Raw genomic sequence first — 14,681 nt, forward strand, 5'->3', positions numbered from 1 at the left:
GTGCGGCCGGTGACGTCCGGCCGCACCCCGGTGCCGCTCAGCGGATCGGCCGGTGCACGTTCTCCCGCCGGGAGGGGCCGGGAGTGGCGTCCGCGATCCAGGGGCCGTCGCCGCTCACGTCGATGACGCCCTCCTCCAGCCAGGTGTACGTGCCGGCCAGAACGCCCTTGACCACCGTGCGGTCCAGGTCGTCGGTGTTGTTCCAGAGCCGGCCGAAGAGCTCCTCGACACGGATGCGGGACTGCCGGCAGAAGGCGTCGGCAAGCTGGTACGCCTCGCGGCCGTGGTCGTCGGTGGTCCGCAGCAGCTCCGCCCGTACGCAGGAGGCACTCATCGCGAACAGTTCGGCGCCGATGTCGACGATGCGGCCGAGGAAGCCCTGCTTGGTCTCCATCCGGCCCTGCCACCGGGACATGGCGTAGAACGTGGACCGGGCGAGCTTGCGCGCGGCCCGTTCGACGTAGCGCAGATGGGCCGACAGGTCCGCGTGGCCGCGCGGGTGGAACTCGGCGTACGAGCGCGGGAGCTGGCCCGGGCCCGCGACCAGCTTGGGCAGCCAGCGGGCGTAGAAGGCGGTGGCCTGCGCCCCGGCCCTGGCCTTGTCGCCGAGGGACTTGTCGGGGTCGATGATGTCGCCGGCGACCGCGAGGTGGGCGTCGACCGCCTCGCGGGCGATCAGCAGGTGCATGATCTCCGTCGATCCCTCGAAGATGCGGTTGATCCGCAGGTCGCGCAGCAACTGCTCGGCGGGGACCGCCCGTTCGCCGCGGGCGGCGAGGGAGTCGGCGGTCTCGTAGCCGCGGCCGCCGCGGATCTGGACCAGTTCGTCCGCCATCAGCCAGGCCATCTCGGAGCCGTACAGCTTGGCGAGGGCGGCCTCGATGCGGATGTCATTGCGGTTCTCGTCCGCCATCTGGCTGGACAGGTCGAGGACGGCTTCGAGGGCGAAGGTGGTCGCGGCGATGAAGGAGATCTTGGCGCCGACGGCCTCGTGGCGGGCGACCGGCTTGCCCCACTGCTCGCGGACGGAGGTCCACTCGCGGGCGATCTTCAGGCACCACTTGCCCGCGCCGGCGCACATCGCGGGCAGGGAGAGCCGGCCGGTGTTGAGGGTGGTCAGGGCGATCTTGAGGCCGGAGCCCTCGGGGCCGATGCGGTTCGCCGCCGGGACGCGGACCTGGTGGAAGCGGGTGACGCCGTTCTCGAGGCCGCGCAGGCCCATGAAGGCGTTGCGGTTCTCGACGGTGATGCCGGGCGAGCTCGACTCGACGACGAACGCGGTGATGCCGCCCTTGTGTCCCTCGCTCCTCGGCACCCGTGCCATGACGACGAGGAGGTCGGCGACGACGCCGTTGGTCGTCCAGAGCTTGACCCCGTCGAGGATGTAGTCGTCCCCGTCGGGGACGGCGGTGGTGGCCAGGCGCGCCGGGTCGGAGCCGACGTCCGGCTCGGTGAGCAGGAACGCGGAGATGTCGGTGCGGGCCAGCCGCGGCAGGAAGGTGTCCTTCTGCTCCTGCGTGCCGAAAAGTTTCAGCGGCTGGGGTACGCCGATCGACTGATGGGCGGAGAGCAGCGCTCCGATCGCCGGGCTCGCGGAGCCGGCCAGGGCCAGGGCCTTGTTGTAGTACACCTGGGTGAGTCCGAGGCCGCCGTACTTGGTGTCGATCTTCATCCCGAGGGCGCCGAGCTCCTTGAGGCCGTCGATCACCGCGTCGGGGATCCTGGCGTCGCGCTCGATCTGCGCGCCGTCGACCTTCGTCTCGCAGAAGTCGCGGAGCTTGGCGAGGAACTCCTCGCCGCGCTGCGCGTCCTCCGTGGACGGCAGGGGGTGGGGATGGATGAGGTCCAGCCGGAAGCGGCCGAGGAACAGTTCCTTGGCGAAGCTGGGCTTCCGCCAGTCCTGCTCGCGCGCCGCCTCGGCGACCTGGCGGGCTTCACGCTCGGAGACTTTGGGCTTGGTCGGTGCGGACATGAAGGAAGTCACCTCGCCGCGGTGTGGTGGAGTCCTGGAATCACTCGAATCCGTGGGGAACTACCGGTCGGTGCTACTTGTGAGTCTCTACCCGATCCGGCCGACTCTCACCAGACTTCGCGCGCCCTGTGCGCCGCGCTCGGCGCTTATACAGCACCGCGGCCCGCTCAGCCCGGGCGGGAAGTGACCAGGCCGGGCGCGTGGGCGGGGACCACGGCCTGGATGACGCCGCTCAGGGGGCGGTCCGCCGGGTCCGCGCTGCCCCGATCAGCTCATGGACCGCGTCAACAACTGACTCCAGCCCTCCGGTCCGTCGGCTGCGCCCACCACCCCAGCCCTCAGTGGGGTCGGTTGGCCCGGGGGTGAGACTCCCCCGGTCCACCCGCCCCTTTCCACACGCTGATGGACGCGCCAGGCGCTCGTCAGCCATGTCGACGGCGTCCCGGAGGCTGCCGCCGCTGTGGAGGGAGAGCTCGTCCTCGACGCGGGGTGGGACGGTCCTCGATCCTGACGGGCCTCCCGCTCGGGAGACCTTGGGTGCAGCCTGCTGGTGCGGTTGCGGTTCAACGGTCCTGTGCACGCAGAGAGACGAAAACGGCCGGAGCCCCCGCACAGCGTGCTCCCTACAGGGCATCTGACCTGCAATTTCTCTCCCACCTGCACGAACGGCGGGTGGTTTCAGCCCGCATCTTCACCCGTCTGCCCTAATCTCCCCGCATCCTTGGCCCCTCGTGTTCCCATCTCCCGCCCGCCCGCCCGGCTGGCGCCTTCCCCTTCGCCGCGGCCGCATCCCTCAGCGGGCTGAACAGGATGCCGATGCGCTGCCCAGCGGTTTGAAGTCCGACAGGCGGGCAGACGGATTTATGCATGATTTATGCGTAGAGAAGGGGCGCGCCATGGGCATCATCGGCTGGATCCTGCTGGGGCTGTTCGCCGGCATCATCGCGAAGTTCCTGATGCCGGGCCGCGACCCCGGTGGCTGTATCGTCACGCCACTCATCGGCATCGCTGGGGGGCTTCTGGGCGGATGGCTCGGCAAGGTTATTTTCGGAGTCGAATCCATTGACGGCTTCTTCGAGCTCTCTACGTGGATCGCCGCCATTGTCGGCTCCCTCATCCTCCTGGGCGTCTACAGGCTTGTAGTCCGCGCCAAGGATTGAGTAAACGGAGGTCGTGGGCGGCCGGACTGCGGGGTGCGGCGCGGCGGTGGTCTTTAGTCTCGGGGTGGGAGCAGTGGGCCGAGCGGGCCGAGGTCGAGGTTGAGGTCTTCGAGTGAGTAGCCGTGTTCGGCGCAGAGGTCGGCACGTTTGTCGTGGAGGGCGAGCAACGTTGCACCGAGTTCCCCCTCTTCTTCGTCGGTGAGGCCGCCGGCGTCCACGCGGCGCAGGGCTTGCCCGCCGCCGCGTCCGACAGCCTGCGTGACCGCCCCGACCGCCACGCACGAGCCCCGATGGCAACAACACAAGCTCGAGGGCCGACGGAAGACCTTTCCGACTTCCGCCAGCCCTCGCGTACCCCTCGCGCAGACCCCGCATCGAGGGGTCACGGGTGGTCAATGCTTCAGCGTGTCCTTCGCCTTGTGAGCGGTCTGCTCGGCATCGCCTGCTGCCTGCTCGACCCGCCCCTTCGTCTCCAGGCTCTCGTCGCCGACGGCCTTGCCGGTGGTCTCCTTCGGTTTGCCTTGGTGGTCTTCGGGACGCTCTTGATCTTCTTGCCTGCGCCCATTCTTCTCACCTCCACGTTCCCTGAGGGGCGTTGGGCTCAGGGGTACCAATCCGACGCCTACCTGATATGACGGAGAACACGCCAGTACCGAAAAATCGGTGGCTCCGAGGTTTGGAATCGTGTGGGCGGCGCAGACGGATTTATGCGTGGGTGCGCGTCGACAAGAGGCGCTCCATGGGTTTCATCGACTGGATTCTTATGGGCCTGCCTGCCCGGCGGAATCATCATGAAGGTCCTGATACCGGGCCCGGACCCGGAGTACATGATCCTGGGTGGCTCGGCAAGGTCACTTCTTTTTGCTGTCTGTCGTCTGATGGCCGACAGGAGGCACGCGTGATGTTCGCCTCGAGGCGGCGCGGACGTAAGAGGCGCAGGCGTCGGGCCCTCGCTCGCTGGAAGCCTCGATCCGTCCGCCGCCGCATGCTCGTGCGATTCGCGGCGTGGGGGGTGCGACTGACGATGTGGGGCATGGGACTGGCGCTACGGCGTTTGCAACGCGCCGCGTTTCGTGCCTAGTGGCGCCCGAGGCTCTTGATGGTCCGAGGGACTGATCGCCCATGGTCGTCAGAGGGCGAAGCGACCAATACGGGCGAGGCCAGGCCGGCGAGACCCGTCAGGCATGGTCGCGCCGGCCGCTGGGCAACCTCGGTCCTCAGGGCTGGTGATCTCACGGTGGGTCCTGTTCGTGTCAGCCGCGACAGCAGACAGCCGCCGCACGGTCATCAGAACGTGCCCTTGCCCTTCTCCTTGGCCCGCCGCACTTCACCCCGGGCCTCCAGGGCGGCGCCCTTGGCTGCCAGGGTCTCCTTACCTATCGAATGGGCTGCCTTTTTCACAGCCTTGCCGGCAACTCGTTCGATCTCAGCCTTGGCTTTCTCTCCAGCACTCATGTCGGGTCCTTTCACGGTCCAGCCGTCTCTGCGTATGTCCCCGTAGCGGGCTCGCAAACGATGCGGAATCCGGGGGCGAGCGGGTTCGCGTCGGCGGCGATGACCTTGTGGCCGAGGCGGGTGAGGCCGCGGGTCAGCCCGAAGCCGGGGTGGGCGCCGACACCGGTAACGAGGATGCGGCGCGCCCTTGTCGGGTGGGCCCGCCCAGGTGCAGGGGCTGCGCGAGTTCGCGGCCCGTACCGGAGCGCTGGCCGGCTGAGCGGAAGCGCCTCCCGCGCGGCTACGGCCGCCTGCTGATCAACCTCGCCACACTGGGGCCGACGTCACCAGCGTCTGTGAAAAGCAACGGCCGGAGCCCCCGCACAGTGGGCTCCGGCCGTTGGTTCGGTGACGTACTAGAGGGCCAGGCCCGTGAGGACCAGCACTCGCTCGTACGTGTAGTCGTCCATCGCGAAGGCCACGCCCTCGCGGCCGACGCCGGACTGCTTCGCGCCGCCGTAGGGCATCTGGTCGGCGCGGTAGGACGGGACGTCGCCGACGATCACGCCGCCGACCTCCAGGGCGCGGTGGGCGCGGAAGGCGGTCTGCAGGTCGTGTGTGAACACGCCTGCCTGCAGGCCGTACTTGGAGTCGTTGACGGCGGCGAACGCCTCGTCCTCGCCGTCGACCTTCGTCACCGTCAGGACGGGGCCGAAGACCTCCTCGCAGGCGAGGGTGACGTCGGCGGGGACGTCGGTGAGGACGGTGGGCGCGTAGCTCGCGCCGTCGCGCTTGCCGCCCGTCAGCAGCTTCGCACCGCCCTGGACGGCCTCGTCGACCCAGGACTCCACGCGCTTGGCGGCGTCCTCGCTGACGAGCGGGCCGACGTCGGTCGCCGAGTCGGACGGGTCACCGGTGACCTGGGCCTCGACCGCCGCGACGATCTTCGGCAGCAGCCGGTCGTAGACGGACGCGTCGGCGATCACGCGCTGCACGGAGATGCAGGACTGGCCGCCCTGGTAGTTGGAGAAGGTGGCGATGCGGGTCGCCGCCCAGTCCAGGTCCTGCTCGCTCGCGAAGTCGGCGAGGACGACCGCCGCGCCGTTGCCGCCGAGCTCCAGCGTGCAGTGCTTGCGCGGGACCGAGTCCATGATCGCGTAGCCGACCTTGTCGGAGCCCGTGAAGGAGATGACCGGCAGGCGCTCGTCCTTCACGAGGGCGGGCATCTGCTCGTTCGGGACGGTCAGCACGGACCAGGAGCCGGCGGGCAGGTCGGTCTCGGCGAGCAGCTCACCGAGGATCAGCCCGGACAGCGGGGTGGCCGGGGCGGGCTTGAGGATGATCGGCGCGCCGACCGCGATCGCCGGAGCGATCTTGTGGGCGCACAGGTTCAGCGGGAAGTTGAACGGCGCGATGCCGAGGACGACGCCCTTGGGGAAGCGGCGGGTCAGCGCGAGGCGGCCCTGGCCGCCGGCGTCGGTGTCGAGCCGCTGGGCCTCGCCGCCGTTGAACCGGCGGGCCTCCTCGGCGGCGAAGCGGAAGACGGAGACGGCACGGCCGACCTCACCGCGCGCCCACTTGACCGGCTTGCCGTTCTCGGCGGAGATCAGCCGGGCGATCTCCTCGGTGCGCTCGACGAGGCGCTTCGAGACGTGGTCCAGGGCGGCGGCGCGTACGTGGGCCGGGGTCGCGGCGAACTCGTCGATCACGGCGTGCGCCGCGGCGACGGCCTCCTCGACCTGCGCCTCGGTGGGCACGGAGACCCGGCCGACGACCCGGCCGTCCCAGGGGGAGGTGACGTCGAAGGCTGCCTCGCCGGTGGCCTGGCGGCCGGCGAGCCAGAAGGCGTGGGTGGAAGTCATGTCCGGGTCCCGGCCCTTCCGAAGTAGATGGGGTTGGTCTGTGCCCACCGTAGGACCGCGAACCGGCGGATGTGTTTGTCCGGGGTGTACTGGTCGCCGGGCGGTCTGCGACGCTTTGGCGAGAGAGCGGGACGCTGTCGCCGGGACGTGGGCCGAAGGCCGGGTCAGCGGCGCCGTTCGGTGCTGACGATGAGGCACACACCGGCCACGACGACCGCACCGCCGACGGCGATCGGCCAGGACAGCCGCTCGTCCAGGACGAGCGCGCCCAGCAGGACGGCGACGACCGGGTTGACGTAGGCGTACGTCGCCACGAGGGACAGCGGAGCGGAGTGCAGCAGCCAGGCGTACGCGGTGAACGCCATCAGCGAACCGAAGACGATCAGGTAGGCGAGGGCGGTCCAGGACCGGGCGGACACGTCCTCCGGACGGAAGCCGTGCTGCTCGCCGCGGGAGAGGGCGACGGCGGCGCAGCCGAGGCCGCCCGCGACCATCTCGTACGCGCTGGCCGCGAACGGGTTGGCCGGCATCGGGATGCGCGACGAGGAGAACGAGCCGACCGCCCACAGGACGGTCGCGACGACCACCGTGAGCACGCCGCCGATCCGCACGTCGCCGCTGAGCCCGGGCAGGGTGAGGACGGCGAGTCCGGCGAGACCCAGCAGCACGCCGAGGTAGGCGCCGGGGCCAGGGCGTTCGCCGAAGGACCTGCGCAGGACGACGACCCACGCGGGGACGACGGCGATGAGCAGCGCGGTCAGCCCGGAGGGCACCGAGGTCTCGGCGAGGACGACCAGCCCGTTGCCGCCGAGGAGCAGCAGCAGGCCGACGAGAGCGGCGGAGCCGAGCTGGGCCCGCGTGACCTTCAGCGCCGAGGGACCGTAGCGCCAGGCGACGAGCGCGCCGAGGACGATGCCCGCGACGACGAACCGGGCGGCGGCCGACAGGAAGGGCGGCATGGTCTCGACCGCGACGCGGATGCCGAGGTAGGTGGACCCCCAGACGACGTACACGATGACGAGGGCGGCCCAGACGGCACCGCTGATCCGCCGCCCCTGGGGGACAGCGGGTTCGACGCCCTCGACGGTCACGTCCTTGCCGGTAACGCGTGGGGGCATCGGTGCTCCTCGTCTCCTCCGTACGCGGGCCTGCCGTCGGCCGGCGCGCGCGATCACAAGCCAGGAAGATAGGAAGTCACCGAGCGAACTGCAATGATTCTGCCCGGGATCGGGCAGCCAGGCGGCACATTCTTCGCTGCGATGAGGGTTTTCCGTCACCGGTGCAGTTTTCGCCTCTCCGGGCACCCCGACGGCACGGGCGCGGGCGGGGCGGCCCGACAGCCCACGCACGCCGTGGGGGCACGGCGGAGCGTGGTCACCCGGCCCGGAGCGCCGGCTGCGCAGCCGGTGCCGTCGGGGTGCCGAAGTCACGGGCGCCACGGGGCACCTGTGCGGCGACGTCAGTCGGACGCGGGTGCCGACGTCGTCTTCAGGGACAGCCACAGCTCCATCCGGACGTCCGGGTCGTCCAGGGAGCGGCCGAGGATCTCCTCGACGCGGCGCATCCGGTAGCGCAGCGTGTGGCGGTGCACGCCGAGGTCCGCCGCCGCCGCGTCCCACTGGCCGTGGCGGGACAGCCAGGCGCGCAGCGACGCGACGAGGTCGCCGCGGCCGGTGGCGTCGTGCTCGTGGAGGGCGCGCAGCATGCCGTCGGCGAAAGCGCGCACGGCGTCGTCCGCGAGCAGCGGCAGGATCGAACCGGCCGCGAGCTCCTCGTGCTCGACCAGCGCGCGGCCCCGCCGCCGGGCCACCGACAGCGCCTGCTCGGCCTGCTTGTACGCCCCGGCGGCCGCTATCGGCCCCGTCGGCGCGGAGAGCCCGACGACGGTCTCCGCGTCCTCGGCCTCCATGGCCGCGTACGCCGCCGTGCAGGACGCGACCACCGCGCCGCCGTCCGCGGCCAGCACCACCAGTCGGCCGTCGCCTTCCGGCACGACGAGCACCGCCTCGCCGGCCCGGGCCGCCGACGACTCCAGTGATTCGGCGAACGCGGCGAGCGGGTCACCGCCGGCGTCGGTGTCCGGCTCTCCCGAGAGCTCGGCGATCAGCAGCCGGAAGGGTGCGTCGAGCAGCCCGCCGTACAGGTCGCCCGCGACCGCGCGGGCGTGGTCCGGCTGACCGGCCAGCAGCATCCGCAGCACCGCGGCGCCGAGGCGCTGTTCCGCGGCCTGGAGCGAGCGGGACCGTTCCGTGGCGAGCGTGAGCAGGGCGACGGCCGAGTGGACCGCGTAGCGCTCGGCCGTGCCGAGGGGCGCCCCGGTGCCGACGGCGAGCGCGCCGCGCACACGGCGGCCGGAGCCGAGGGACTGCAGCTCGACCCGGTCGTCGCCCTGTGCACCGCCGACGACCGCGCTCGCGGGCGCGGACCGCTCCCGCAGCCGTTCCACGTCGCCCGTGAAGCGGGTGGCCCGGCGGGCCGCCCACTCGGGGGCGGCGGCCACGACCGCGCCGGAGGCGTCGTACAGGGCGGCCCAGCCGTCGACGTGCGCGGCGAGCCGGGCCACGACCGCGGCCGGCCCCTCGGCGAGCGCCGCACGGGTCATCTCGCGCTGTGCCTCGAAACCGGCGGTCACGGCCCGGTACTGGTCGGCGGCGATCGCGGCCGAGACCGCCTTGGAGATGGCGATGAACGGTGTGCGGCGCGGCACCGCGAGCAGCGGCAGCCGCTCCTCCTTCGCCGCCTCGACCAGCGCGTCGGGCACGTCCTCGTAGTTGACGCCGACCGCGAAGCCGAGGCCGACCACGCCCGCCGCGACCAGCCTGCGCACATAGCGCCGCATCGCCTCGGGGTCCTCGGCGTCCAGGGTCATGGCGGTGACGAGCAGCAGCTCGCCGCCCTCCAGGTACGGAACGGGGTCGGCGAGCTCGCTGACATGGGCCCAGCGCACGGGCGTCTCGAGGCGGTCCTCACCGGCGCGCACGGTGAGCTTGAGCGCCGAGTGCTGGACGAGCGAGGCGAGGGTGGGCGGCATGGACCGGGGGCCCTTCGAGCAGAGGTGTGGTTTTCGCCGTCCCGTACGAACGGCCTACCTCGATTCTGCCAGGGCGTAGCAGTCCGGGAATCCGCTCAGGTCCGCAGGTCGACCAGGAGCGGCGGTGCGTGCTCGCCCCGGACGCTGGTCAGCGACAGTACCGCGTGGCCGGCGGGCAGCCCGTGCGCCAGGTCGGACGCCGACCAGCGGGGGCGTTCGACCTCGCGCACGGTCACCGCCTCGGCCGTCGCGGCCTTGCCGGTGGCCAGGCGGCGGATCATGTGCAACGCCTTGGTGAGCGGTTCGTCGGAGACGATCTGCCGGTTGGTGATGTCCCGGGTCTGCACCCACTCGGTGCCCCAGGTCTCGGCGAAGTGCCCGCCGTCCCAGGGGGCGAGCCCGGCGAACGCCATGCGGCAGCCGACCGCGCCGAGCAGTGGTCCGCGCAGCGGCTCCGGCACGTCCTCCAGCGTCCGCAGCGCGAACACGACGCCCGCGTTGGCGCTGCGCAGCCGCTGGACGGCGCGCACCGAGTCACCGGTGACCGTGTACGAGGCGTCGTCGAGGACCAGGCAGGCGAACAGCGAGCGGTCGGTGCGGGTCAGCGCGGCCTCGGTGAACTGGGCCAGCACCAGCCGCGCGATGATCCGGGACGCCTCGGCGTGGCCGCGCTCGGGAAGGTCGATACGGACGCGCAGCGGGTGCTCGATCGAGCGCAGCGAGAACTGCCGGCCGTCGCCGTCGGTACGGAAGAAGTCCGCGAAGGCGGGCCGGTCCAGGAACGCGATCCGCTCGGCGAGCAGGACGCCGATGTCTTCGCCGCGCGCCGACTGCCGTTCGCGGGCGTCGAGTTCGCGCAGCTGCGAGGCCTCTCCCGCGGCCTCCAGCGCCGAGCGCAGGCCGTCCAGGGCCGCGGGCGCGCCGCCGAGGAGTTCTCGCAGCTCCGGGACCGCCGGGAAGCGGCCGTGGACGCACTGGTAGGGACCGATGAGCTGGGCGAGGGCGGTGGCGGCGCGGCGGCTGTCCCCGCCGGTCAGGCCGGCCGCGAGGTCGCCGACGAGCGCCTCGGCGAGCATGCGGGCGGCCTCGTCGGGGTCGTCGGCGCCGCCGTACAGATCGAGGTCGTGGGTGGATCCGGGCCGGCCCACGGAGACGACCAGGTCGAAGTCGCCGTCCGGGGCGACGGCGGAGCCGTGGGCGGTGACGGCGACGACGACGGCGCGGTTGGCGAGGGCGAGCAGGCACAGCGATTCGACGACGGGCCGGACGAGCCGCACGCTCTTGCCGGACCCCGAGGGGCCGACGGCGAGCAGCGAGGTCCCGAGCAGTGCGGGCTCCAGGGCCACGCCGGTGGTGCGCCGGGCGTAGGGATTGCGGGCGTCGTCGACGACGGTGCCGATCTTGACCTGGCCGGTGACCAGATCGTGGGTGGCGGTGCGTACGGGCAGGTCCCGCAGGCCCGAGGGGTGGGCGCAGGCGGCGGGCCCGTGCCTGCGGACGGTGTCCGCGAAGGCGGCGAGCCGTTCGGGCCGGGCGTGGACGCCCTGCCAGGCGCGCCGGATGCGGGCGTAGTCGACGTCGCCGAGCGCCCCGGAACGGGCGGCCTCCCCGAGGCGCGCGGCGGCGTCGGAGAGCCCGGCGCCGCGCAGCTCGGGCCAGTCGGCGAGGTCGGCCTCGGGCGTGGGCGGGGCGGGTCGGGCGGGTTTGCGGCGGCGGACGACGTAGCGCTGCCAGATCTCGGGCACGTGGCCGACGCGGGCGAAGAACACCAGCATTCCGCCGCCGACCACGGCGTAGTAGACGTAGCTGGCGTTGGCCCAGGTGGTGGCGTCGGCGCGCCAGGAGTCGGGGGTGAGCACGAGGAGGGGCCACAGCCAGTAGCGACCGAGGTAGCCGTTCCAGAGCAGGGACCACAGCAGCCAGCCGCTGAGCAGCGAGACGAGCGCGCCGGAGAACAGCCGCCTGGCCGGGACGAGTTCGGGCTCCTCCTGAGGGCGCGGGCGGTGCCCGAGCCGCCACACCCCTGGCTCGGCCTGGGGCCGCGGGGTGCGCAGCCACTCCAGCACGGCGGGGCGGGTCGTGGGGGCGTGCCCCGGCACGGCGGGCGTGCCCGGCGGCATGGGCGGTGCGGGCGGTGCGGGCGCCTCGGGCGGTGGTCCGGCCGGACGGGGCACGGGATTGGCGCGTGTGCCGCGTGCGTCGAATGTGCCTTCGGATTCCATTGAACCGCTGCCCCCTGACCAGCCAGGCCCGCTCTGTGCACCGTCAATCTAGTGCCCCCGCGCGGGTAGTTCAGCGACTCGCGCGGGTGCGGTCGTGCCCGTGGGCACCGTACGGGGCCGTGTCGCCCCCGCCGAGTGACGTGCCGCTCCGGCGCCGGGCCGCACGGCCGGCTGGGCGCCGTGGCCCCGTTCGCCGAGCGCAAACAGGAGACCGACGACCGCCACGGGCGGCATCCGCCCCCGCGGCCGGCCGGGCGCACCTCAGCACGGCACGTCCGTACGCCGATCGGCCCAGCGGGCCGCACGCGCCCGGCTGAGGGCAGCAGGCCATCCGGGGCGGCCCGGCCCGGCGGACGACGGCGCGCGTGGACACCAAGGCCGCGGGCGGCCGCCCCCGTGCCCGGTATCGAGCGGCACGCCCGGGCCGGGGGCCGCACCCGCGCCCCGTGCGTCCACGCGGGCCGGGAGTCGATCCGGCCGCCGGGGGGAGCCGCCGGGCCGCCCCGGCCCTCGCGCGCCCCCGCCTATGGCCGTCGAGGACAACGACACACCCCCAACACTCCCGAACGGCGCATGCCCGCATCCCCTCCCCGCCCCTAGCCTGCGGAGAAAGACAAGAAGCGTCCGGATACACCCCAGGAGCCCCTCATGACCGCAATCCCGCAGGAGCGCCGCGTCGTCACCGCCATCCCCGGCCCGAAGTCGCAGGAGCTTCAGGCCCGCCGTACGGCCACGGTCGCCGGCGGTGTGGGGTCCGTGCTGCCCGTCTTCACGGCCCGTGCGGGCGGCGGGATCATCGAGGACATCGACGGCAACCGCCTGATCGACTTCGGCTCCGGCATCGCCGTGACCTCGGTCGGCGCGTCCGCCGAGGCCGTCGTGCGCCGCGCCTCCGCGCAGCTCGCCGACTTCACCCACACCTGTTTCATGGTCACCCCGTACGAGGGCTACGTGGAGGTCTGCGAGGCGCTCGCCGAGCTGACCCCGGGCGACCACGCCAAGAAGTCCGCGCTGTTCAACTCGGGCGCCGAGGCCGTCGAGAACGCCGTCAAGATCGCCCGCGCATACACCAAGCGCCAGGCCGTCGTCGTCTTCGACCACGGCTACCACGGCCGCACCAACCTCACGATGGCGCTGACCGCCAAGAACATGCCGTACAAGCACGGCTTCGGCCCGTTCGCCCCCGAGGTCTACCGCGTCCCGGTCGCCTACGGCTACCGCTGGCCCACCGGCCCGGAGAACTGCGGCCCCGAGGCCGCCGCCCAGGCCATCGACCAGATCACCAAGCAGGTCGGCGCCGAGAACGTCGCCGCGATCATCATCGAGCCGGTCCTCGGCGAGGGCGGCTTCATCGAGCCGGCCAAGGGCTTCCTGCCAGCGATCGTGAAGTTCGCCAACGACAACGGCATCGTCTTCGTCGCCGACGAGATCCAGTCGGGCTTCTGCCGCACCGGCCAGTGGTTCGCCTGCGAGGACGAGGGCATCGTCCCGGACCTGATCACCACCGCCAAGGGCATCGCGGGCGGCCTGCCGCTCGCCGCCGTCACCGGCCGCGCCGAGATCATGGACGCCCCGCACGCGGGCGGCCTCGGCGGCACCTACGGCGGCAACCCCGTGGCCTGCGCCGGTGCGCTCGGCTCCATCGAGACGATGAAGGAGCTCGACCTCAACGGCAAGGCCAAGCGCATCGAGGAGGTCATGAAGGGCCGCCTCGCCGCGATGCAGGAGAAGTACGAGATCATCGGCGACATCCGCGGCCGCGGCGCCATGATCGCGATCGAGCTCGTGAAGGACCCGGCGACCAAGGAGCCGAACGCGGAGGCCGCCGGCGCGCTCGCCAAGGCCTGCCACGCCGAGGGCCTGATCGTCCTCACCTGCGGCACCTACGGCAACGTGCTGCGCTTCCTGCCCCCGCTCGTCATCGGCGAGGACCTCCTGAACGAGGGCCTGGACATCATCGAGCAGGCGTTCGCAGGCATCTGACCGGGGACGACGCAGCCGCTCTGTGAAGAGAGTGTGGGGGGCCGATGGCGGGATGGGAATCCGTCTGTCGGTCCCCCGGCCTCTGCCGTACGGTTTCTGCAGATGAGAGAAACACCCAGCTCGCAGGGAACCGCGGGCGACCCCGGGCCGGAGCCCCCCCAGCCCCGACCCGGTCGTGCCACAGCGCACACCACTGGAGCCTCACGCTCCGGAACTCCTCACCGATCGGATGGCCGCCCGCCCCAAACCCCCCGGGGCGCGCGGCGAACCGGTCCGGCCGGCCGCATCGGAACCACCCCCCCTGTTCCGATGCGGCCGGCCTCTCGGCGTCTGCGGGCCGCCGCGCTCGCGGTGTGCTGCACGCTCTTCGCACTGATCACCTGGCAGGTCGCCGCGCACGGTCCGCTGCGGAGGGCGGACGAACGCCTCGGGCGCGCCGTCTTCCGCGACGTGCCCGACGCGCTGACCGAACCGCTCGCCGACCTCGGCAGCATGCCCGTCGCCCTGCCCGTGCTCACCGCCGCCCTCGTGTGGACGCTGTGGCGCGGAGGACGGTGGCGGCCCGTGTCGGCCACCGTGCTCGCCGTGGCGGCGGTGCCCGCGCTGGTGATCCCGCTCAAGGTGTGGATCGCCCGCCCGGGTCCACTGGAGCCGGGCACGGGCTGGTACCCCTCGGGGCACACCGCGACCGCGATGGTCGCCTACTGCGGCGCCGCACTGCTCCTCGCCCCGCACACGCGCCGCCGGTGGCCGATGCCCGTCGCCGCGGTGCTCACGGTGGCGACGGGCGTCGGGCTCGTGCTGCGCGGCTACCACTGGCCGCTGGACGTGGCGGGCAGCTGGTGCCTGTTCGGCGCGGTGCTGCTGGTGCTCGGCTCCAGCCGGTCGGACCGGCCTCGGAGCCGCCGTCGCGGGTGAGTTCGACGTCGGCGGCCGTCGCGCGCTCTCAGAGCGAGCGCGAAGGGGCCCCTCTCATACGCGACTTCGGGCACGTGTCACCCCGAGAGGCCGCGGCGG

At 72.4% G+C, this 14,681-nt stretch carries 10 protein-coding genes and 1 pseudogene; 3 read left to right on the top strand and 8 right to left on the bottom strand.

Annotated features, from left to right (window positions below; genetic code table 11):
• Positions 1 to 37 precede the first annotated feature (37 nt).
• Positions 38 to 1,972: an acyl-CoA dehydrogenase family protein gene (locus ACWD0A_RS25165; protein ID WP_451301611.1), complete on the bottom strand. Its 1,935-nt coding sequence runs from the start codon at positions 1,970 to 1,972 to the stop codon at positions 38 to 40.
• Between the two features lie 896 nt (positions 1,973 to 2,868).
• On the opposite strand from ACWD0A_RS25165, the gene ACWD0A_RS25170 reads away from it, so the two are divergent.
• Entirely contained in the window at positions 2,869 to 3,132 is a 264-nt protein-coding gene (locus tag ACWD0A_RS25170; RefSeq protein WP_177151358.1) for a GlsB/YeaQ/YmgE family stress response membrane protein, read from the top strand.
• Between the two features lie 53 nt (positions 3,133 to 3,185).
• Here ACWD0A_RS25170 and gvpK read toward each other — a convergent pair.
• The 7 genes and pseudogenes from gvpK to ACWD0A_RS25205 all read right to left on the bottom strand — a co-directional run.
• A pseudogene (gene gvpK, locus ACWD0A_RS25175) lies at positions 3,186 to 3,365 on the bottom strand (gas vesicle protein GvpK); the annotation flags it as partial.
• Between the two features lie 159 nt (positions 3,366 to 3,524).
• Positions 3,525 to 3,746, bottom strand: coding sequence for a CsbD family protein (locus ACWD0A_RS25180; RefSeq protein ID WP_451301613.1), 222 nt, complete (start codon positions 3,744 to 3,746; stop codon positions 3,525 to 3,527).
• A gap of 673 nt (positions 3,747 to 4,419) precedes the next feature.
• The gene (locus ACWD0A_RS25185) at positions 4,420 to 4,587 is read right to left on the bottom strand and encodes a hypothetical protein (RefSeq protein ID WP_451301615.1); all 168 of its coding nucleotides are present in this window, start codon (positions 4,585 to 4,587) and stop codon (positions 4,420 to 4,422) included.
• Positions 4,588 to 4,982: 395 nt separating this feature from the next.
• Positions 4,983 to 6,428: an aldehyde dehydrogenase family protein gene (locus ACWD0A_RS25190; RefSeq protein WP_451301617.1), complete on the bottom strand. Its 1,446-nt coding sequence runs from the start codon at positions 6,426 to 6,428 to the stop codon at positions 4,983 to 4,985.
• Between the two features lie 164 nt (positions 6,429 to 6,592).
• Positions 6,593 to 7,546: an EamA family transporter gene (locus ACWD0A_RS25195; protein WP_307713182.1), complete on the bottom strand. Its 954-nt coding sequence runs from the start codon at positions 7,544 to 7,546 to the stop codon at positions 6,593 to 6,595.
• Positions 7,547 to 7,887: 341 nt separating this feature from the next.
• A complete protein-coding gene (locus ACWD0A_RS25200; protein WP_451301619.1) occupies positions 7,888 to 9,459 on the bottom strand; it encodes a PucR family transcriptional regulator in 1,572 nt (523 codons plus the stop codon).
• Between the two features lie 95 nt (positions 9,460 to 9,554).
• Entirely contained in the window at positions 9,555 to 11,681 is a 2,127-nt protein-coding gene (locus ACWD0A_RS25205; RefSeq protein WP_451301621.1) for an ATP-binding protein, read from the bottom strand.
• A gap of 648 nt (positions 11,682 to 12,329) precedes the next feature.
• Between ACWD0A_RS25205 and gabT the strand changes: the two genes are divergently transcribed.
• Positions 12,330 to 13,664, top strand: a complete 1,335-nt coding sequence (gene gabT, locus ACWD0A_RS25210) for a 4-aminobutyrate--2-oxoglutarate transaminase (protein ID WP_307713185.1) — start codon at positions 12,330 to 12,332, stop codon at positions 13,662 to 13,664.
• Positions 13,665 to 13,973: 309 nt separating this feature from the next.
• Positions 13,974 to 14,582 carry a phosphatase PAP2 family protein gene (locus tag ACWD0A_RS25215; protein WP_451301623.1) on the top strand — a complete coding sequence of 203 codons (609 nt, stop codon included), beginning with the start codon at positions 13,974 to 13,976 and terminating at the stop codon, positions 14,580 to 14,582.
• Positions 14,583 to 14,681: the final 99 nt, after the last annotated feature.

This window comes from Streptomyces sp. NPDC002867, from assembly GCF_053591895.1.